Raw genomic sequence first — 19,234 nt, forward strand, 5'->3', positions numbered from 1 at the left:
TTTATTCGGGCAAGCCTCTCTCGGCCTGGCTTCTGCAGACGTCGAACTCGTTGCCCTCGGGATCGCGCATGACGACCCAGCCGACGCCGTCCGCGGTGCGGCGGTCGTCGAAGATCGTGGCGCCGAGGCCGAGCAGGCGCTCGACCTCCTGGTCGCGGGTGCGGCCCTCGGTGCCGTTGACGTCGAAGTGGATGCGGTTCTTGATCGTCTTGCCCTCGGGAACCTTGACGAACAGCAGGTAGGGGTCCTGTTTGGTGCGCAACATGACTTCGTCGTCGCCGGGGACGTCGCCTTCGCCGAGCGGCAGGCCAGTGGCCTCCGACCACCACACGGCCAGCTCGTAGGGGTTGGCCGCGTCGATGGTGACGGCATGGATCTCAATCATGCGACCCAGTGAATCGAACACCACCAAAGCCGTCAAGCAGGTTATGCGGCCGTGCGGCAGGGGAACAGACCGCACGGCCGAGACCGCGAGGGGGGTCAGTGGGCGGCGCCGCCCGCCAGGTTGAGGCCGATGACGCCGATGACGATGAGCGCGATGCTGGCGACCCGGGCGAACGACACGTTGTCCCCCATGGCGAGCATGCCCACGATCGCGGTGCCCACGGCGCCGATGCCGGTCCAGACGGCGTAGGCGGTGCCGACCTCAAGCGATTTCAGGCTGTACGCCAGCAGGCCGAAGCTCAGGACCGCGAAGCCCAGGAACGAGATGGTCCACCACAGATGCGACAGCCCGTTGCTCATCTTGAGCGACAGGGCCATCACCACCTCGAAGGCGCCGGCGATGATGAGCAGGATCCACGCCATGACGATGCACTCCCTTGCGAACGAGTCGACAATGTCGTGCGTCGTCTTGGCGAACCGGGTACGGCGCGTCTCGTCCGGGAGCTATGTCGCTCATTTCGTCTAACGGCGGGCGTTCTCCGATGATTCCCACCAGATCGTGACCCAGCGGTCACGCGGCACCGGCCACATGCCGAGCTCCATCGCGGTCTCCGCCACCTCGGGGGCGCGGGCGGGGTCGAGGCAGATGCGGTGGCAGGCGGAGGCGGCCAGTTCCTCCAGCGTGCCGAAGCGTTCCAGCGGCGACTCGCGCTCCTCCACCCGCACGTCGAAGCCCATCGCCGCGGCCAGCGCCACCACGTCTTCCGCGACGGGCCGCACGGGGCGGCGTACGTCGTGGAAGTGCTCCCACAGCGGAGCGAGCCAGCTCATCGGGTGGCGGTGGGTGAGCTCCAGCACCACGCGGCGGCGGGCGTGCGCGTCGAGTTCGCGCAGGAAGCCGGTGAGGTCGGGCACGTTGTAGACGACGTGCGCGGCCACGGCCACGTCGGCGACGGGCACCTCGGGGGCCACGTCGGGCCAGCGGCCCTCGACCCGGACGACCTCCACGCCGAGTTTGTCCGCCTTGGGGCCGAGTGCGGCCAGCATCTCGGATGAGGTGTCCACGGCGATCACCGCGCCCAGGTGCTCGTGCAACGGCAGCGAGGCGGCGCCCGCGCCCGCGCCGACGTCCAGGACGGTGCCGCCCTCGGGCAGCGCCTCGGCCAGGCGCGTCATCGTCGGGCCGTGGTCGGGCTCGGCCAGCGCGCGGTCGGTGCGCGTGGCGAATCTGGCGGGACGGTGACCCCACGGATCGGCCGGGGCCTTCTCCAGGATTTCCGGAGGAATGGCCCACGAACCCAGGCGCTCCCGCCACAGGGCGGAGAGCTCTTCGGCGTTCATGCAGACGAGCATGCCACGCATACCAGTGGTTACCCGCGGGTAGCATTTCTAGTAAGGTTACTGGCCAGTAGACTAACGCCGCGGTTCAAGGAGATCAGCAGCCATGGGCCACTACAAGAGCAACGTGCGCGACCTGGAGTTCAACCTCTTCGAGGTGTTCGGCCGCCGTGACATCCTCGGCACCGGGCCCTATGCGGAGGTCGATGAGGACGTCGCCCGGAGCATTCTCGACGAGGTCAACCGACTGTCCACGACCGTCCTTGCCGATTCGTTCGAGGAGGGCGACCGCACCCCGCCGGTCTTCGACCCCGCCACGAGCACCGTGACCGTCTCCGATGGCGTCAAGAAGTCCTACAAGGCGCTCGTGGACGGCGGCTGGGCGCACCTCGACCTGCCGGTGGACCTGGGCGGCCCCGGCATCCCGCGGACCCTCGCGTGGGCCACGGCCGAGATGGTCCTGGGCGCCAACCCGGCGCTGTACATGTACGCCGCCGGCCCCAATTTCGCCTACACCCTGTGGAAGACCGGCACCACCGACCAGAAGCGCTTCGCCGAACTGGCCATCGAGCGCAACTGGGGCGCCACCATGGTGCTCACCGAGCCCGACGCCGGCTCCGACGTCGGCGCGGGCCGCGCCAAGGCGATCCAGCAGCCCGACGGCACCTGGCACATCGAGGGCGTCAAGCGCTTCATCACCAGCGCCGAGCACGACATGTCGGAGAACATCTTCCACCTCGTGCTGGCCCGCCCCGAGGGCCACGGCCCCGGCACCAAGGGCCTGTCGATGTTCCTGGTGCCCAAGTACCACGTGAACCTGGAGACCGGCGAGCTCGGCGAGCGCAACGGCGCCTACGTCACCAACGTCGAGAAGAAGATGGGGCTCAAGGTCTCCACCACCTGCGAGCTCACCTTCGGCGACAAGCACCCGGCCATCGGCACCCTGGTCGGCGACGTGCACGAGGGCATCAAGCAGATGTTCATGGTCATCGAGCACGCCCGCATGATGGTCGGCACCAAGGCCATCGCCACCCTGTCCACCGGCTACCTGAACGCGCTGGAGTACGCCAAGTCCCGCGTCCAGGGCGCCGACCTGACCAAGATGACCGACAAGGCCGCCCCCCGCGTCACCATCACCCACCACCCCGACGTACGCCGCGAGCTCATGCTGCAGAAGGCCTACGCCGAGGGCATGCGCGCCCTGGTCATGTACACAGCGACCTTCCAGGACGCCATCCAGATCAACCCGGACGACCAGGCCGCGCACGCGATGAACGACCTGCTCCTCCCGATCGTCAAGGGCGTCGGCTCCGAGCGTTCCTACGAGCTGCTCTCCCGCTCGCTGCAGACCCTGGGCGGCTCCGGCTACTTGCAGGACTACCCGATCGAGCAGTACATCAGGGACGCCAAGATCGACTCCCTCTACGAGGGCACCACCGCGATCCAGGGTCTCGACCTGTTCTTCCGCAAGATCCTGCGCAACCAGGGCGCCGCCGTCGGCTCCCTGCTGGCCGAGATCAACGCCTTCGCCGGCTCCGAGGCGGGAAACGGCCGCCTGAAGGAGGAGCGCAAGCTCCTCGCCGAGGCCGCGGCCGAGGTCAAGGCCATGGGCGACACGATGGCCGGCTGGGCGCTCGGCTCCCTGGAGGCGCCGGGTGAGCTCTACAAGGTCGGCCTGAACTCCACCAGGTTCCTGCTGGCCCTCGGCGACCTCATCATCGGCTGGCTGCTGCTGCGCCAGTCGGAGGTGGCCCTGGCCCGGCTGGCCGAGGGCGAGGACGCCTTCTACCAGGGCAAGGTCGCCGCCGCCTCCTTCTTCGCCGGCACCGTCCTGCCGAGGATCGCCACCGAGCGGCGCATCCTCGACGCGACCGGGTTGGAGCTGATGGAGCTGCCGGAAGAGGCCTTCTGACCCAGGGGCCGGAGAAGACCGCCCGCCACGCCGGCGGGCGGTCTATTTTCGCTCCATGAGCTCATCGCGGCACGATCACCCCCTGCCACCGGCCCGTGCGCACGAGGTCTCGGACGGCGTCCACGCCTACGTCCAGCCCGACGGGAGCTGGTGGATCAACAACACCGGCTTCCTCGTCGGCCGGCGCGGCGTGGTCAGCATCGACGCCTGCGCCACGGAACGGCGGACCAGGACGCTGCGCGAGGCGGTCGCGCGGGTGACCGACCGGCCGATCACGACGCTGGTCAACACCCACTACCACGGCGACCACACGTTCGGTAACTACCTGTTCCCCGAGGCCACGATCGTCGGGCACGAGCTGGCCAGGCGAATGATCCTGGCCGAGGGCATCCCCGACTACCGCGCGGCCTGGTCGGCCGAGGTGGAGTGGGGCGAACTGGAGGCGGTGCCGCCGTTCCTCACCTTCACCGACCAGATCACGCTTTATGTGGATGAGCTGCGGTGCGAGGTCAGGCACCCCGGGATGGCGGCGCACACCACGAACGACGTGTATGTGTGGATTCCGGAGCGCCGGGTGCTGTTCTCCGGCGATCTGGTGTTCAACGGCGGCACGCCGTTCATGCTGACGGGCTCGGTGGCCGGGACTGTCGAGGTGCTCGACCAGATCAGGGAGCTCGGCGCGGAGACGATCGTCCCGGGGCACGGCGAGCCGTGCGGGCCCGAGGTGATCGACCGGGTCCAGGAGTACGCGCGGTTCGTGCTGGCCACGGCCGAGCAGGGGCGCGCGGCGGGGCTGACGCCGCTGGAGGCGGCCAGGGAGACCGACCTGGGGCCGTGGGCGGAGCTGCTGGATCCCGAGCGCATCGTGGGCAACCTCCACCGCGCCTACGCCGAACTGGACGGCCTGCCCAGAGGCGGACAGATCGATGTCGTGGCCGCCGTCATGGACATGATCACTTACAACGGCGGCCAGCCACTTACCTGCCTCGCGTGACGATCACCCATACTCGGGTATGACCGAGTGCGTACGCGCTCATTCCCTCCGGAGGTCGCCATGGGTGTCGGGGTCAGCATCTTCTTCCTCACGCTTGGCGCGATCCTGAGATTCGCGATCGATCCCAACGTGTTCGGCAGCGCCGTCCGCATGGACGTCATCGGCCTGATCTTCATGATCGTCGGTGGCGTGGGGGTGGTGCTGAGCATCGTGCTCGCGCCCAAGCGGGGCCGTACCTCAGAAGACCGGCTGATGCACCGGGAGAACAACCCCCCGGAGGTCTAGAGCTCGACCTGGAGCGCCGCGCGGGCGGCGAGGATCGGCTTGATGCGCTCGGCGATGACGGCCTGGTGCACGGGGTGGTCCCGGTAGACCTCGTAGTCGGCGACCGAGTCGAACTCGGCCACGACCGCGAAGTCGGAGTTGCCCGCGCCCAGGCCGAGGTCGGTGCCGAGGTCGTAGCGGCGCAGCTGCGGGATCGCCCCGGGCAGCGCCGCCAGTCCCTCGGCCACGGCGGCCTTCTGGTCGTCGGTGGCCTCTTCTGACCAGGTCAGCAGCACGATGTGACGGATCATGCCGGTCAGCCTAGGGGCCGATCGACAACCGGTCGACGTTGGGTCCTCCGTTCGCGGTGGTGGCGGTGGCTCGGATCTTGTTGACTCCGGCCTGGAGCTGGATCGGCACCGTCCTCGTCTGCCAGGTGCTCCAGGCGCCGGTGCCGGGGAAGTCGGCCGTGGCGCCGTTGACGTTCAGCGGGCGGTTGACCGTCGTGCCGTTGGCGTAGCGGATCACCGCGTTCACGGTGCCGGCGGTGGCGGCGGTGACCGTCCACTCGACGTAGGAGCCGGTGACGTTGTCGTAGTTGACGAAGCCGGTGCCGGTGAAACCGGCGTGGTTCGACTCGACCACGCCCTGCGAGATCACCGCGTCCTCCGCCTGGTGGTCGGGGCCCGGCTGCCGCGGGGTCACGATGAGGCGGTCGAGGTTCGGGCCGCCGTTGGCCGTGGTCGAGGTGGCTCGGATCTTGTTGACTCCGGCCTGAAGCTGGATCGGCACCGTCCTCGTCTGCCACGTGCTCCAGGCGCCGGTGCCGGGGAAGTCGGCCGTGGCGCCGTTGACGTTCAGCGGGCGGTTGACCGTCGTGCCGTTGGCGTAACGGATCTCCAGGTTCGCCGGGCCCGCGGCGGCGGCGTTCACGGTCCACTCCACGTACGAGCCGACGACGTTGTCCAGATTGACGAAGCCCGTGCCGGTGAAGCCGGCGTGGTTCGACTCCACCGCGCCCTGCGAGATCACCGCGTCCTCGGCCTGATGGTCGGCGGGGCCGCTGCCGGTGGTGGCCTGGACCTCGTTGGAGGGGTCGGAGACGAGGCCCGCCGCGTCGCGGGCGCGGACGGTGAAGGTGTACGGCGTGCCCGGCTGGAGACCGGAGACCGTGGCGGTGGTGCCGGTCACCGAGGGGCCGCCCCGCACGTCGTAGCCGACGACGCCGACGTTGTCGGTCGCCGGGTCCCAGGCCAGGGAGACCGACGACGAGGTCGAGCCGGTGACGCGCAGGTTCGTCGGCGGGGTGGGCCGCTCGACGTCCGGCGGGCCGGTCGGGACCGTGACCGTGGCGGTGTTCCAGCCCGAGACCCTGGCGTTCGCGCCGGTGCCGCCGGCCGTCAGCGTCTTCGACTCGCCCGGCCACAGGCTGATCGCGTTGTCGGACCAGGTGATGGGCAGGACCGGTGTGCCCGCGGCGTCGACCATCCTGACGTCCAGGTAGAGGGCGGGCGCGGTGCCGGTGTTGGTGATCGTGACCGTGTTCGTGGTCGCGGTGACGCTCAGGGAGGTCCTGGGCATCGAGTTGAGGCCGGTCAGGTTGGCGTAGCTGGAGGTCGGCACGTAGTACCAGGTGTTGCCCGACCAGTCGATGACGTCGTCGGAGGTGGACAGCCAGTAGACGTTGCGGTCGATCTCCTCGCCGGCGCGCAGGAGCGTCAGCCGTACCAGGTAGGTGGAGCTGAGGCCGGAGATGGACGGGATCGTGACCGCGGTCGCCTTGCCGCCGTCGGCGGGGACGTTGACGGTCGCCGTGCTGGAGTACTTCGCGGTGCCGTCGAGGTTGAAGACGTCGGTCTTGACCTGGAGGTTCTGGGCGGCGTTCGTCGTGGAGTTGACGACGACGACCGAGTCGTTGTCGTAGGAGTACTGGACGTGCAGCGGCTTGTTGGCCTCGCGCGCGCCCCAGTAGGAGCCGCCCTGGTCGAGGTAGTAGTCGAACAACTGCCAGTGCAGCGAGGACCAGCCGCTGTTGAGCATCCAGTAGATGACGCCGGTGGAGGGGTTCGTGGAGTCGGTGAAGTTACGGCCATAGGCCTCGAACTGGGCTCTCACCGCCTCGTACTGGGCCAGTTGCGCCTTCTTCACGTAGTCCTCGCGGCCGGAGGGCACGCCGTACCGGCCTCTGAGGGCGTTGTGGTAGATCGACAGGTTGTTGAAGGTGCTGGAGGGCGAGCGGTGGTACTGCGTGGCGCCCGGGTTCTGCCAGAGCGAGTCGATCTGGGCCGGGGTCATCATGCGCTTGAGCGAGTCGAGCGTGGGCACGTCGGGCCCGGCGCCGGTCTCGGAGTTGAAGCCGAACGCGCCGCCTTCGCGCTTGTTGTACCAGTAGTTCGGCGGCACCCAGTCGTACGGCCCCGGCATCTTCATGCCCGAGTTGCCCAGTTGCGGGCTGGACTTGTCGCTGGCCACCGGGACGATCGGCAACTGCCATTCGGCCTGGTTCAGCGCGTCCAGGTAGCCGGTCTCCTTCTGCGCGGGCGGCGGGTTGTCCGAGCCGATGAGGAAGGAGATCACGCTCGGGTGGTTGCGCAGCCGTACGGCTTCGGCCAGCATCGACGCCTTGGCGATCGGGTAGTCGCCGCTGGAGAAGGAACCCTCCCACTTGTTGCAGCACTCCCAGCCGGGCAGGGTCAGGATGCCGTGTTTGTCGGCCAGGTCGTAGAGCTCGTCGCCCTCCAGATGCCCCTCGATCCTGATCGTGTTGAGGCCGAGGTCCTTGACGTAGCGGAGCTTGTCCTCGAGGTAGCCGATCTTGGGCCGCAGGAAGATGTCGGGCGACCAGCCGCCGCCCCTGATGAGGAGGTTCCGGCCGTTGATCTTGTAGTAGCGGCGGCCGGAGGCGTTCTTGGCCGACTCGACCTTGCGGACGCCGAAGCGCTCGCCGACCACGTCGCTGGTGACGCCGCCGACGGCCGCGGTGAGGCCGAGGTCGTAGAGGGGCTGGGCGCCCATCGCGTACGGCCACCAGACCCGCGGGTTGCCGATCGTCTGGTTGAACGTGATCCGCCTGGTCTCGCCCGCGGCCAGGGAGACGTCCTGGCTGAACGTGAGCGCGCCGATCGTGCCGCTGACCGTGGTGGTCACCGGGCTCGTGGTGTGGTTGCGTACGTCGGCCTTGATCGTCAGGTCGGCGCGGTCCAGGGCGGGCACGGCGAGGTTCGTGATCACGTGCGGGTTGTTGAGCGAGACCGCGGCGGTCCGCTTGATCAGCACGTCGCGGAAGATGCCCATGTTGTCGTCGCGCGGCAACTGCACCCAGTCGATCCAGCCGATCGTCAGATGGCTGTTCGGGTTGTTGGGGTTGATCCGGAAGGCGATGGAGTTGAGACCCGCGCGTACCTGGGCGGTGATGTCGCGCTCGTGCCGCGTGTACGCGCCGTCCGCGCCGCTGACCACCTGGGTCCCGTTGACCCAGACGTCGGCGCCGGAGATCACCCCGCTGAAGTCGAGCAGGGTGCGCATGCCGCTGTCGGCGCCGAGCGTGAAGTCGGCCCGGTACCACCACGCCACGTCGAAGTCGGCGGTGGGGATGGACTGCATGTTCGTCGAGAAGAACGGGTCGGGGTAGACGCCGTTCTCCAGGAGGCCGGCGAGGACCGTGGAGCGCGGGCCGACCGGGTACCAGCCGGTGGCGGCGTACCCGGGAGTGGAGATGGCGGCGCCGGAATCGCTCACCTTGGCCGAGGACTGGATCTTGTAACCGGGCAGTGCGGTCACCGACGGCGCCTCGGCATGGGCGGGAAGTGAGATCCCGAAAGCGGCCATGAGCAGCGACAACACGACGAGTAATCGGGCCATGGGGCACTCCGCTGAGATGAGTCCGTTTGTTAATAAACCTTCTTAACCACCAAATCGGATCTCGTAAATCCCCTTGAAGCCACAAAACACAACAGGCCGCCACCCTTCGCGGGCGGCGGCCTGTCGCGTGTCGTCAGCTCCAGGCGAGCATCCGCAGCGGATCCTCCAGCATCGCGCCCACATCACGCAGGAACAGCGAGCCCAGCTCGCCGTCGATGATCCGGTGATCGAACGACAGCGCCAGCGTCGTCACCTTGCGCACCGCCAGCTCGCCGTCCACCACCCACGGCATGTCCCGCACCTGGCCGAACGCCAGGATCGCCGACTCGCCCGGGTTGATGATCGGCGTACCGGTGTCGACGCCGAACACGCCCACATTGGTGATCGTGAACGTGCCGCCGGACATCTCCGCCGGCTGCGTCCTGCCCGCCCTGGCCGTCTCGGTGAGCTTGCCGAGCGCCTCGGCCAGCTCGGGCAGCGACAGCGTGTGGGCCGACTTGACGTTCGGCACCACCAGGCCGCGCGGCGTGGCCGCGGCGATCCCCAGGTTCACGTAGTGCTTGACCACGATCTCCTGGGCCTGCTCGTCCCAGGCCGAGTTGATCATGGGGTAGCGGCGGGCGGCCACCAGCACCGCCTTGGCCACCAGCAGCAGCGGCGAGACCTTGACCTCGGCGAAGTCCGGCACCTCGCGCAGGCGCCGGACGGCCTCCATGGTCGCGCTCACGTCGAGCTGCAGGAACTCGGTGACGTGCGGGGCGGTGAACGCGCTGGCCACCATGGCCTGCGCGGTCATCTTGCGCACGCCCTTGATCGGAATGCGCTCTTCCTGTACGGCCGGCCGACCGGCCACCTCCTGGGTGGCGCCTCCGGCGGCGGCGTGGATGTCCTCCCTGGTGATCGAGCCCTGGGGCCCGGTGCCGTTGAGCGTGGTCAGGTCGACGCCCAGGTCCTTGGCCAGCTTCCGTACGGGCGGCTTGGCCAGGACCATCACGCGGCCGCTCTCCGATGCGGGCGTGCCCGCCGCAGCGGGGCCGGTGACCTCGGTGCGGGCCGGGTTGGCCACAGGCGCCACGGGCGTGGGAGCGGCGCTCGAAGGAGCGGCACTTGACGGCGCGGCGGTGGCGGGTTGCTTGCGCGGCCGGCGCTGGGCGGCGCCGGTCTTGACGCCGTAACCCACCAGGACGGCCTGACGCTCCTCCTTGGGCGCCGGGCTCCCGTGTACGCCCGGCTCCACGGCGGCCTCCGCCGGCGGGCTGGGCACCATGTCGTCGGCCAGCGCCTCGGCCCGCTCGCCGGTCTGCCCGGCGGCCGTGTCGATGGCGATGATGGGCAGGCCCACGTCGACGGTCTGGCCCTCCTCGGCCATCAGGCCGGCGACCACCCCGTCCCACGGGATCGGCAGCTCGACGATCGACTTGGCGGTCTCGATCTCGACCACGATCTGGTCGACCTTGACCGCGTCACCCGCCTTCACCTTCCACCGGACGATCTCCGCCTCGGTCAGCCCCTCGCCGACGTCGGGGAGCTTGAACTCGCGTCGCATACGGGATCCCCCTCTCAGTAGGCGTAGGCGCGGTCGACGGCGTCGAGCACCCTGTCCAGGTCGGGCAGGTAGTGCTCTTCGAGCTTCGACGGCGGGTAGGGGGTGGAGAACCCGCCGACACGCAGCACCGGCGCCTCCAGGTGGTAGAAGCACTGCTCGGTGATCCGGGCGGCGAGCTCGGCGCCGAAGCCGCTGTAGACGGGCGCCTCGTGCACGATGACGACCCGGCCGGTCCTGCGTACCGAGTCCATGAGGCGGGGGGTGTCCAGGGGGTTGAGCGAGCGCAGGTCGATGACCTCCAGGGAGCGGCCCTCCTCGGCGGCGGCGCCGGCCACCTCCAGGCAGGTCTTGACCATGGGGCCGTAGGCGACGAGCGTGAGGTCGGTGCCCTGCCGTACCACGGAGGCCTGGTCGAAGGGGGTCCACCAGTCGGTGGTGCCGGTGTCGACCTCGGCCTTCTCCCAGTAGCGGCGCTTGGGCTCGAAGAAGATGACCGGGTCGTCGCTGCTGATGGCCTGCTGGATCATCGAATAGGCGTCGAGCGGGTTGGAACAGGCGACGACGCGCAGCCCGGCGGTGTGCGTGAAGTACGACTCGGGCGACTCGCTGTGGTGCTCGACGGCGCCGATGCCGCCGCCGCAGGGGATGCGGACCACGATGGGCAGCTTGATCGCCCCCAGCGAGCGCATGGGCATCTTGGCGAGCTGGGTGATGATCTGGTCGGCGGCCGGGAAGACGAAGCCGTCGAACTGGATCTCGCACACCGGGCGGAAGCCGCGCAGCGCCAGGCCGATGGCGGTGCCGATGATGCCGGACTCGGCGAGCGGGGTGTCGATGACCCGGTCGTCGCCGAAGTCCTTCTGCAGGCCGTCGGTGACGCGGAAGACGCCGCCGAGCTTGCCGACGTCCTCGCCCATGATGAGGACCTTGGGGTCGTCCTCCATGGCCTTGCGCATGCCCTCGTTCAGCGCCTTGGACAGGCTGAGCACCGTCATGCCTCGAACCCTTCCAGGTAGGCGGCGAACTGGGCGCGCTCCTCGTCGATCAGGGCGTGCGGCTCGCGGTAGACGTGGTCGAAGATGTCGAGCGGCTGGGGGTCGGGCATCTCCAGGCAGCGCCGGCGCACGTCCGCGCCGAGCTGCTCGGCCTCGGCGTCGATGGCGTCGAAGAACGCCTGATCGGCCATCTCCTGCTTGAACAGGTACGCCTTGACCCGCTCGATGGGGTCCTTGAGCTTCCAGGCTTCGAGCTCGGAGGCGACCCGGTAGCGGGTGGGGTCGTCGGTGGTGGTGTGGGCGCCCATGCGGTAGGTGAAGGCCTCGATCAGCGTGGGGCCCTGGCCGCTGCGGGCGTCGGCCAGCGCCTTGCGGGTGACCGCGAGGCAGGCGAAGACGTCGTTGCCGTCGACCCGGAGCCCGGGGAAACCGAAGCCGGAGGCGCGCCGGTAGAGCGGGATGCGGGACTGCTTCTCGATCGGCTCGGAGATGGCCCACTGGTTGTTCTGACAGAAGAAGACGACCGGGGCGTTGAAGACGCTGGCCCAGACGAACGACTCGTTGACGTCGCCCTGGGAGGAGGCGCCGTCGCCGAAGTAGACGATCGCGGCGCCCTCGCCGCCGTCGCGCTGGATTCCCATGGCGTAGCCGACCGCGTGGAGCGTCTGGCTGCCGATCACGATCGTGTAGAGGTGGAAGTTGTGCTCGACGGGGTCCCAGCCCCCGTGGTTGACGCCGCGGAACAGGCCCAGCAGCTTGACGGGGTCGACGTCGCGGCACCAGGCCACGCCGTGCTCGCGGTAGGTCGGGAAGGCCATGTCGGCGTCGGTGAGCGCCCGGCCTGAACCGATCTGAGCGGCTTCCTGGCCGAGCAGCGATGCCCAGATGCCCAGTTCGCCCTGGCGTTGCAGCGCAACCGCTCCAAGGTCGACACGGCGGACGAGCACGAGATCGCGGTAGAGCGACCTGACCTCCTCCGGTGTCAGGTCGATGTCGTAGTCGGGGTGCTCGACTCGCTCGCCCTCGGGGGTGAGCAACTGGACGAGCTCTGGGGGTGCTTCAGCACCACGAGAGGCGTCGACTGTCACGTGCCACTCCTGTGCGGTCGGGGCCGGGGTGGGTGGGGTTGCCACCGGCGGCCGGCCTTCTGGGCGTCCAAACCACTTGGTGGTGATTCGTCCACATATGGGGACATGGTGGCAGACGTCACAGCCCTTCGCGCAAGCCCCATGTCGTCCAAGTTCCCCACGTAACGGGCGTGAACCCTTTCGGCAACAGGCGGCAAGAAGAGGTAAACGACCGCCAAAGGAGCCGACGTGATATCGACATCACGTGTCTTTGTGCTGCCCAGAAACCACTGGTTTCTGCTCGTGGCACTGGTCCCGGCCGTGGTGTTGCGCGTTCTGACCATGGCCGGACATCCCCCGGCCCTGCTGTTCTTCGCCGACTCCTTCACCTACCTCCGCGCGCCCGCCCCTGGAACGTTCCGACCTGCGGGTTACTCCATCTTCCTGCACCTGCTCCGCCCGGCGCACAGCCTGGCCCTGGTCACCGCGGCGCAGCACGTGATCGGGCTCGTCCTGGCAGTTTCGGTCTATGCATTACTACGCCGCCGCGGCCTGCCCGGGTGGGGCGCCACGCTGGCCGTCACGCCGCTGCTGTTCGATGAGTTCCTCATCCTCATGGAGCACATGGTGATGGCCGACGCGCTGTTCGCCGCGCTTGTGACGGGCGGCGTGCTCGCCCTGCTCAGCGGCTGGTACGGCACGGCCGGCCTGCTACTCGGAGCCGCCGCGCTCACCAGGACCATCGGCCTGCCGGTGCTCGTCCTCGGCGTTGCCTACCTGACGGCGCGCAGGGTGGGTCCGCGGCCGGTGCTGCGACTGGCGGCGGCCGGGCTGGCGCCGCTGGTGGCGTACTCCGCCTGGGCGTTCGCCGAGACCGGATCCCCGGCCCTGACCAGGGCGGACGGGATGTTCCTGTGGGCGCGGACCATGAGCTTCGCCGACTGCCGCATCATCAGGCCCGCCGACACCCGGCTCTGCACCGGCCAGCCCGCCGGGAAGCGGGCGGCGCCGCCGTTCTGGCTGTGGGGCGGGACGCTCGATCGCATCCCGGTCAAGGAGCGCAACGCGGTCGCCGGGCGGTTCGCCCGCGAGGCGATCGCCGCCCAGCCCGTGGCGTACCTGGCGGCCGTGGGCAGGGATCTCGGCGAGTTGCTGCGCTGGGAGCGCACCTCCGCGCGGGTGGTGCCCGGCAAGCGCAACCCGTACCAGTTTCCGCGCGAGGAACGGCCGGTGAAGGATCCCGGGCCCGCGAGCTACGAGCGGGGCCGCGCCGGCACGCGCCTCGTCGAGCCGTACGCCGGGTGGATGCGCGCCTACCAGCGCTTCGGCTACCTGCCGTATCCCCTGCTCACGCTGGCCCTGCTCGGCTCACTGGCGGCGGCGGTCATCAGGCGGCGGCCCGAGGCGCTGCTGCCCGGACTGGCGGCGGTGACGCTGGTGGCCGGCCCGCCGTTCGTGAGCGGATACGACATCCGATACGTGCTCGCGGCCGTCCCGCTGACCTGTCTGGCAATCGGGATGGTGACATTTCCTATTAGCCTGGGTCGCGGTCTCCCTAGGAAGAGAAGTTCTCGTGTCAGCACACCGCGCCCTGATCGTCACCCTGATACCCGCGATCGCGCTGCGCCTGCTGGCCGTCCTGGGCTATCCCCCGTCGCTGCTGTTCTTCGGCGACTCCTTCGCGTTCCTGAGTGAGAAGCTCGCCCCCGGCACCACCCGCCCGTCGGGCTACTCCCTGCTGCTGGCGCTGCTGCGCCCCGCGCACAGCCTCACGCTGATCACCGTCGCGCAGCACCTGCTCGGCCTGGCCCTCGCGGTCGGCGTCTACCTGCTGCTACGCCGCCGCGGCCTGCCCGGCTGGGGCGCCACGCTGCTGGTCACACCCATCCTCTTCGACGAGTTCATGGTCCTGCTCGAACACATGATCATGGCCGACCTCGTCTTCATCGTGCTGGTCTGCGGCGCGATCACGCTCATCGTCTGGCGGGTGACCCCGGCCACCGCCGCCGTGGGCGGGCTGCTGCTCGGGCTCGCGGGCATCACCCGCACGGTCGGCCTGCCGCTGCTCATCCTCACCGCCGCCTACCTGCTCATCCGCCGATACGGCTGGCGCCCGCTGGTGGCCCTCGTCGTGGCCGGGGCCGTCCCGCTCGGCGCGTACGCCACCTGGACCAAGGTCGAAAAGGGCAAGTTCGCGCTGACCGAGGCGGACGGCAACTTCCTGTGGTCCAGGACCATGAGCTTCGCCGACTGCGCGGTGATCAGACCGCCGGAGCGCCTGGCCGTGCTCTGCCCGAACATGCCGGTGGAACAGCGCCCCTACCCGCCGTACTGGCTGTGGGAGAGCTTCTCGCCCCTGCTCAAGGTGCCCGGCACCGCCAACCGCAACCAACTGGCCGGCGAGTTCGCCAGGAAGGCGATCCTCGCCCAGCCCGGCCCCTACCTCGGCGCGGTGGCCACCGACCTCACCAAGCTGCTGCGCTGGGAGCGCACCGCCGCGGCGGAGAAGACGCCCTACAAGTTCCCCGCCGCCGAGCGCCCGTTGAAAGGCTCGGTCAAGGAGATCGCCGAGTCCTACGAGGACGGCCCCGCCGCCACCCGCGTCGTCGAGCCGTTCGCCGGGTGGCTGCGCGCCTACCAGCGCTTCGGCTACCTGCCCTTCCCCGTGCTGATGCTGGGCCTGGCCGGCGCGCTGGGCGCCGCGCTGGTCCGGCGGCGCTGGGACGCGCTGCTGCCGGGCGTGGCGGCGCTCGCGCTGGCCGTCTCGCCGCCCTTCCTGGCCGCCTATGACGTGCGTTACGTCATCCCGGCGATTCCGCTGGTCTGCCTGGCACTAGGCTTGACCCTCGGCACCCGACCACCATCGCCATCGCAGGAGGACCCAAGTGGCGCGCGTCATCGTCGACGTCATGCTGAAGCCGGAGATTCTCGACCCGCAGGGGCAGGCGATCGCCCGAGCCCTGCCTAGGCTGGGCTTCGCCGGGGTCTCCGCGGTCCGTCAGGGCAAGCGCTTCGAGATCGAACTGGACGGCCCCGCCGACGAGGCGGCACTTGCGGACGTCCGAAAGATGGCCGAGACGCTCCTGGCCAACACCGTCATCGAGGACTACGTCGTGCGGGTTGAGGGGTAGAAGCGTACGTTTGGCACCAGAATTGCCCCTGGCGGCTTAAAGCCGGGTTTTGCTGTGCCACAATCCCACGGGCTTACCAATACTAAATAACAACAACGTGATTTTGCGGTTAGCCCTGATTTCTCGGGGAAACCTACTCCAGGTGACGTTCTGGCGCCGGGAGGGGTCCGGTGGATATTGAGTTCTCGTTGGCACTGCCTCGGGATGCGATCGGCATACCGATGGTCAGGCGAGTGCTCGGCGATGCTATGCGCTCACTCAGCGTAAGCGAAAGCTGCATCGCCGACATGCTGCTCGCCGTCTCCGAGGCATGTTCCAACGCGGTGCGGCACGGGGGTCCCGCCAATCGCTACGAGGTCACGGCCGCCATCGGCTATGGCCGGTGCGACGTCCGCGTCGCCGACAACGGCGGCGGACTGCCCTCGATGCCCCTGCACTTCCCGCCTCCCGAGACCGAGAACGGCCGCGGCCTGCTGATCATGCGCTCCGTCGTGGACGAGATCTCCTTCGGCGTCACGCCCGGCCAGGGCACCACGGTCCACCTGCGCAAGCAGCTGGCGTGGGACGAGGCCGACACCCGGCCGCGCGAGCTCGCCGCCGTCTGACATTCCCCCCATTCCGTACGGCAGGCCGCCGCCTCGCCGTACCAGCGGCATGTCCGCATCCGGAGGCCCTCACAGAGGCACGCCCGCGCACCCGATAGATTGTGGGCACCGCCGCAGACCGCCATCCGCCAGCAAGAGATGGTGGCGCGCGCGTGCGCATCCTCGGAGGGACGAAGTCATGAGCGCTGCCCGAGTGGGCATTGTCACGTTTCCCGGCACACTCGACGACCAGGACGCGGCGAGAGCCGTGCGGCTGGCCGGTGCCGAGGCCGTTCCGCTGTGGCACGCCGACCACGATCTCAAGGGAGTGGACGCGGTCTTCCTGCCCGGCGGCTTCTCCTACGGCGACTACCTGCGGTGCGGGGCCATCTCCCGGTTCGCGCCGCTGATGGACGATCTGATCCCGGCGGCGAGGGCGGGCCTGCCCGTGCTCGGCACCTGCAACGGGTTCCAGATCCTGTGCGAGGCGCACCTGCTGCCCGGGGCGCTGACCCGCAACGCCTCGCTGCACTACGTCTGCCGCGACCAGCGGCTGCGCGTGGAGTCCGACCGGACCGCCTGGACCCACGACTTCGCGGCCGGTCAGGAGATCGTGCTGCCGGTCAAGCACGGCGAGGGGCGCTACGTCGCCTCCGACGAGACGCTGGCCGAGCTGGAGGCCGATGGCCGGGTGGCCTTCCGCTACCTCGGCAACCCCAACGGCTCGCTCAACGACATCGCGGGCATCACCAACGAGGCCGGAAACGTCGTCGGCCTCATGCCCCACCCCGAGCACGCGGTCGAGGACCTGGTCGGCGCCCCGTCGACCGACGGGCGTGCCTTCTTCACCTCCATTCTGAGGAAGCTGGTGAACTCATGACCGACTCCGTGAAGCGGGCCGGGGTGACGCCTGATGAGGCGATGCCGTTCGCCGAGCTTGGGATGAAGCGGGACGAGTACGACCGGGTCAAGGAGATCCTGGGGCGCCGGCCCACCGGGTCCGAGCTGGCCATCTACTCCGTCATGTGGTCGGAGCACTGCTCGTACAAGTCCTCCAAGGTGCACCTGCGGCAGTTCGCCACCAAGGCGCCCAAGTCCGAGGCGCTGCTCGTCGGCATGGGCGAGAACGCCGGCGTCGTCGACATCGGCGACGGCTGGGCCGCCACGTTCAAGATCGAGTCGCACAACCACCCGTCCTACGTCGAGCCGCACCAGGGCGCGGCCACCGGCGTCGGCGGCATCGTGCGCGACATCATGTCGATGGGCGCGCGCCCGATCGCCGTCATGGACGCGCTGCGCTTCGGCGGCGCCCACCAGCAGGACACCAAGCGGGTGCTGCCCGGCGTCGTCGAGGGCATCTCCTCCTACGGCAACTGCCTCGGCCTGCCCAACATCGGCGGCGAGGTCGTCTTCGACCCCTGCTACATCGGCAACCCGCTGGTCAACGCCCTCTGCGTCGGCCTGCTGCGCAAGGACCAGATCAAGCTGGCCACCGCGCCGGGCCCCGGCAACAAGGTCGTGCTGTTCGGCGCCTCCACCGGTCCCGACGGCATCGGCGGCGCCTCGGTGCTGGCCTCGGCGACCTTCGAGGACGAGTCGCAGGCCAAGCGGCCCGCCGTACAGGTCGGCGACCCGTTCATGGAGAAGCTGCTCATCGAGTGCTGCCTGGAGCTCTACGCGGCCGACGTGGTCGTCGGCATCCAGGACCTCGGCGCGGCGGGCGTCTCGTGCGCCACCACGGAACTGGCCGCCAAGGGCACCGGCGGCATGCACGTCGACCTCAACCTGGTCCCGCTCCGCGATCCCTCGCTAAGGCCCGAGGAGATCCTGATGAGCGAGTCCCAGGAGCGGATGATGGCGGTCGTCACGCCGTCGGACATCCCGGCCTTCATGGCCATCTGCGAGAAGTGGGACGTGCCCGCCGTCGTCATCGGCGAGGTGACCGACACCGGCCGCCTGATCATGACCTGGGACGGCGAGGTCATCGTGGACATCCCGCCGGGCACCGCGGCCGACGACGGACCGGTGTACGAGCGGCCCTACCACGAGCCGGTCGGCCAGCCCGCGCTCAACGCCGACACCCCGGACCGCCTGGAGCGCCCGGACAACCTGCGGGCCGCGCTCCTGCAGCTCCTCGGCTCGCCGAACCTGGCCTCCAAGGAGTGGGTGACCTCCCAGTACGACCGGTACGTGCGCTCCAACACCGTGCTGGCCCAGCCGGCCGACGCGGGCATGCTGCGTATCTCGGAGGTGATGGCGGGCTCGGAGCCCACCACCCGCGGCATCGCGCTGGCCACCGACGGCAACGGCCGCTACGCCAAGCTCGACCCGTACGCGGGGGCGCAGCTCGCTCTGGCCGAGGCCTACCGGAACGTGGCCGTCACCGGAGCCAAGCCGCTGGCCGTCACCAACTGCCTCAACTTCGGCTCGCCCGAGGACCCCGAGGTGATGTGGCAGTTCGCCGAGGCGGTCCGCGGCCTGGCCGACGCCTGCAAGATCCTCGGCGTACCGGTGACCGGCGGCAACGTCTCCTTCTACAACCAGACCGGCAGCACCGCCATCCACCCGACGCCGGTCGTGGGCGTGCTCGGCGTCATCGACGACGTGGCCAAGCGGGTGCCCTCAGGCTTCACCGCCGAGGGGCTGCGGGTCGCGCTGCTGGGTGAGACGAAGGCCGAGTTCGGCGGCTCCGAGTGGGCGCACGTGGCGCACGGCCACCTGGGCGGACTGCCGCCGGAGGCCGACCTCGTCGCGGAGGCCGCGCTGGCCACCGTGCTGGTCGAGGCGGCGCGGCGCGGGCTGCTGCGGGGCTCGCACGACCTGTCGGACGGCGGGCTCGGGATCGCGCTGGCCGAGGCCTGCCTGGCCGCCGGGGTCGGCGCGACGGTGTCGGCTTCGCTGACCGGGGACACGTTCACCGACCTGTTCAGCGAGTCGTCGGCACGGGCGCTGGTGGCGGTCAGGCCGGAGGCGTTCGACGAGTTCGCGGCGCTGTGCGCGCGGCACGAGGTGCCCTGCTACGGGCTCGGCGTGACCGGTGGGTCTTCCCTGGTCGTCGAGGGCGTGTTCGAGGTACCGCTCGCGGAACTGCGCGAGACGCACGAGGGGACGCTGCCGGAGCTGCTGGGTTAGACGGTGGTTCCGCGGGGCCGGTGGCG

At 69.5% G+C, this 19,234-nt stretch carries 17 protein-coding genes and 1 riboswitch; of the genes, 9 read left to right on the top strand and 8 right to left on the bottom strand.

Annotated elements, in window-relative coordinates; translation table 11 throughout:
• Position 1 precedes the first annotated feature (1 nt).
• From ACFWY5_RS30835 to ACFWY5_RS30845, 3 genes are all read right to left on the bottom strand, one after another.
• Positions 2-385, bottom strand: coding sequence for a VOC family protein (locus tag ACFWY5_RS30835; RefSeq protein ID WP_379613970.1), 384 nt, complete (start codon positions 383-385; stop codon positions 2-4).
• Between the two features lie 95 nt (positions 386-480).
• A complete protein-coding gene (locus tag ACFWY5_RS30840; RefSeq protein WP_379613972.1) occupies positions 481-807 on the bottom strand; it encodes a DMT family transporter in 327 nt (108 codons plus the stop codon).
• A 35-nt stretch (positions 808-842) separates the two neighbouring features.
• Positions 843-902: riboswitch (guanidine-III (ykkC-III) riboswitch) on the bottom strand.
• A gap of 4 nt (positions 903-906) precedes the next feature.
• Positions 907-1,725 (bottom strand): class I SAM-dependent methyltransferase, encoded by an 819-nt coding sequence (locus tag ACFWY5_RS30845; RefSeq protein ID WP_379636124.1) that lies wholly within the window; start codon positions 1,723-1,725, stop codon positions 907-909.
• 103 nt (positions 1,726-1,828) lie between these two features.
• Between ACFWY5_RS30845 and ACFWY5_RS30850 the strand changes: the two genes are divergently transcribed.
• The 3 genes from ACFWY5_RS30850 to ACFWY5_RS30860 are packed head-to-tail and all read left to right on the top strand — an operon-like array spanning position 1,829 to position 4,913.
• The gene (locus ACFWY5_RS30850) at positions 1,829-3,634 is read left to right on the top strand and encodes an acyl-CoA dehydrogenase (protein ID WP_379613976.1); all 1,806 of its coding nucleotides are present in this window, start codon (positions 1,829-1,831) and stop codon (positions 3,632-3,634) included.
• Between the two features lie 55 nt (positions 3,635-3,689).
• Positions 3,690-4,628 carry an MBL fold metallo-hydrolase gene (locus ACFWY5_RS30855; RefSeq protein ID WP_379636126.1) on the top strand — a complete coding sequence of 313 codons (939 nt, stop codon included), beginning with the start codon at positions 3,690-3,692 and terminating at the stop codon, positions 4,626-4,628.
• 60 nt (positions 4,629-4,688) lie between these two features.
• Positions 4,689-4,913 carry a hypothetical protein gene (locus ACFWY5_RS30860; RefSeq protein WP_379613980.1) on the top strand — a complete coding sequence of 75 codons (225 nt, stop codon included), beginning with the start codon at positions 4,689-4,691 and terminating at the stop codon, positions 4,911-4,913.
• Here the strand turns inward: ACFWY5_RS30860 and ACFWY5_RS30865 are convergent.
• From ACFWY5_RS30865 to pdhA, 5 genes are all read right to left on the bottom strand, one after another.
• Positions 4,910-5,203, bottom strand: coding sequence for a Dabb family protein (locus ACFWY5_RS30865; protein ID WP_379613982.1), 294 nt, complete (start codon positions 5,201-5,203; stop codon positions 4,910-4,912). The genes ACFWY5_RS30860 and ACFWY5_RS30865 overlap by 4 nt on opposite strands.
• A gap of 10 nt (positions 5,204-5,213) precedes the next feature.
• Entirely contained in the window at positions 5,214-8,753 is a 3,540-nt protein-coding gene (locus tag ACFWY5_RS30870; RefSeq protein WP_379636128.1) for a fibronectin type III domain-containing protein, read from the bottom strand.
• A gap of 133 nt (positions 8,754-8,886) precedes the next feature.
• Positions 8,887-10,299: a dihydrolipoamide acetyltransferase family protein gene (locus ACFWY5_RS30875; protein ID WP_379636130.1), complete on the bottom strand. Its 1,413-nt coding sequence runs from the start codon at positions 10,297-10,299 to the stop codon at positions 8,887-8,889.
• 14 nt (positions 10,300-10,313) lie between these two features.
• Entirely contained in the window at positions 10,314-11,294 is a 981-nt protein-coding gene (locus ACFWY5_RS30880; RefSeq protein WP_379613988.1) for an alpha-ketoacid dehydrogenase subunit beta, read from the bottom strand.
• A complete protein-coding gene (gene pdhA, locus ACFWY5_RS30885) occupies positions 11,291-12,382 on the bottom strand; it encodes a pyruvate dehydrogenase (acetyl-transferring) E1 component subunit alpha (protein WP_379613990.1) in 1,092 nt (363 codons plus the stop codon). Before pdhA ends, ACFWY5_RS30880 begins: the two co-directional genes overlap by 4 nt.
• A 228-nt stretch (positions 12,383-12,610) precedes the next feature.
• Here pdhA and ACFWY5_RS30890 point away from each other — a divergent pair, with 228 nt between their 5' ends.
• From ACFWY5_RS30890 to purL, 6 genes are all read left to right on the top strand, one after another.
• Positions 12,611-14,056 (top strand): hypothetical protein, encoded by a 1,446-nt coding sequence (locus ACFWY5_RS30890; protein ID WP_379636131.1) that lies wholly within the window; start codon positions 12,611-12,613, stop codon positions 14,054-14,056.
• Complete coding sequence (locus ACFWY5_RS30895) at positions 13,992-15,329, top strand: hypothetical protein (RefSeq protein ID WP_379614336.1); 1,338 nt, start codon at positions 13,992-13,994, stop codon at positions 15,327-15,329. Before ACFWY5_RS30890 ends, ACFWY5_RS30895 begins: the two co-directional genes overlap by 65 nt.
• A complete protein-coding gene (gene purS, locus ACFWY5_RS30900; protein ID WP_379613994.1) occupies positions 15,247-15,492 on the top strand; it encodes a phosphoribosylformylglycinamidine synthase subunit PurS in 246 nt (81 codons plus the stop codon). The genes ACFWY5_RS30895 and purS overlap by 83 nt, the downstream gene beginning before the upstream one ends.
• A gap of 221 nt (positions 15,493-15,713) precedes the next feature.
• Positions 15,714-16,097 carry an ATP-binding protein gene (locus ACFWY5_RS30905; protein WP_184970239.1) on the top strand — a complete coding sequence of 128 codons (384 nt, stop codon included), beginning with the start codon at positions 15,714-15,716 and terminating at the stop codon, positions 16,095-16,097.
• 178 nt (positions 16,098-16,275) lie between these two features.
• Positions 16,276-16,956 (top strand): phosphoribosylformylglycinamidine synthase subunit PurQ, encoded by a 681-nt coding sequence (gene purQ / locus ACFWY5_RS30910; protein WP_379636133.1) that lies wholly within the window; start codon positions 16,276-16,278, stop codon positions 16,954-16,956.
• Positions 16,953-19,208, top strand: a complete 2,256-nt coding sequence (purL, locus tag ACFWY5_RS30915) for a phosphoribosylformylglycinamidine synthase subunit PurL (protein WP_379636134.1) — start codon at positions 16,953-16,955, stop codon at positions 19,206-19,208. Before purQ ends, purL begins: the two co-directional genes overlap by 4 nt.
• The last annotated feature ends 26 nt before the right edge of the window (positions 19,209-19,234 follow it).

This window comes from Nonomuraea sp. NPDC059007 (assembly GCF_042740555.1).
In the GTDB taxonomy this organism is placed as follows: Bacteria; Actinomycetota; Actinomycetes; order Streptosporangiales; family Streptosporangiaceae; genus Nonomuraea.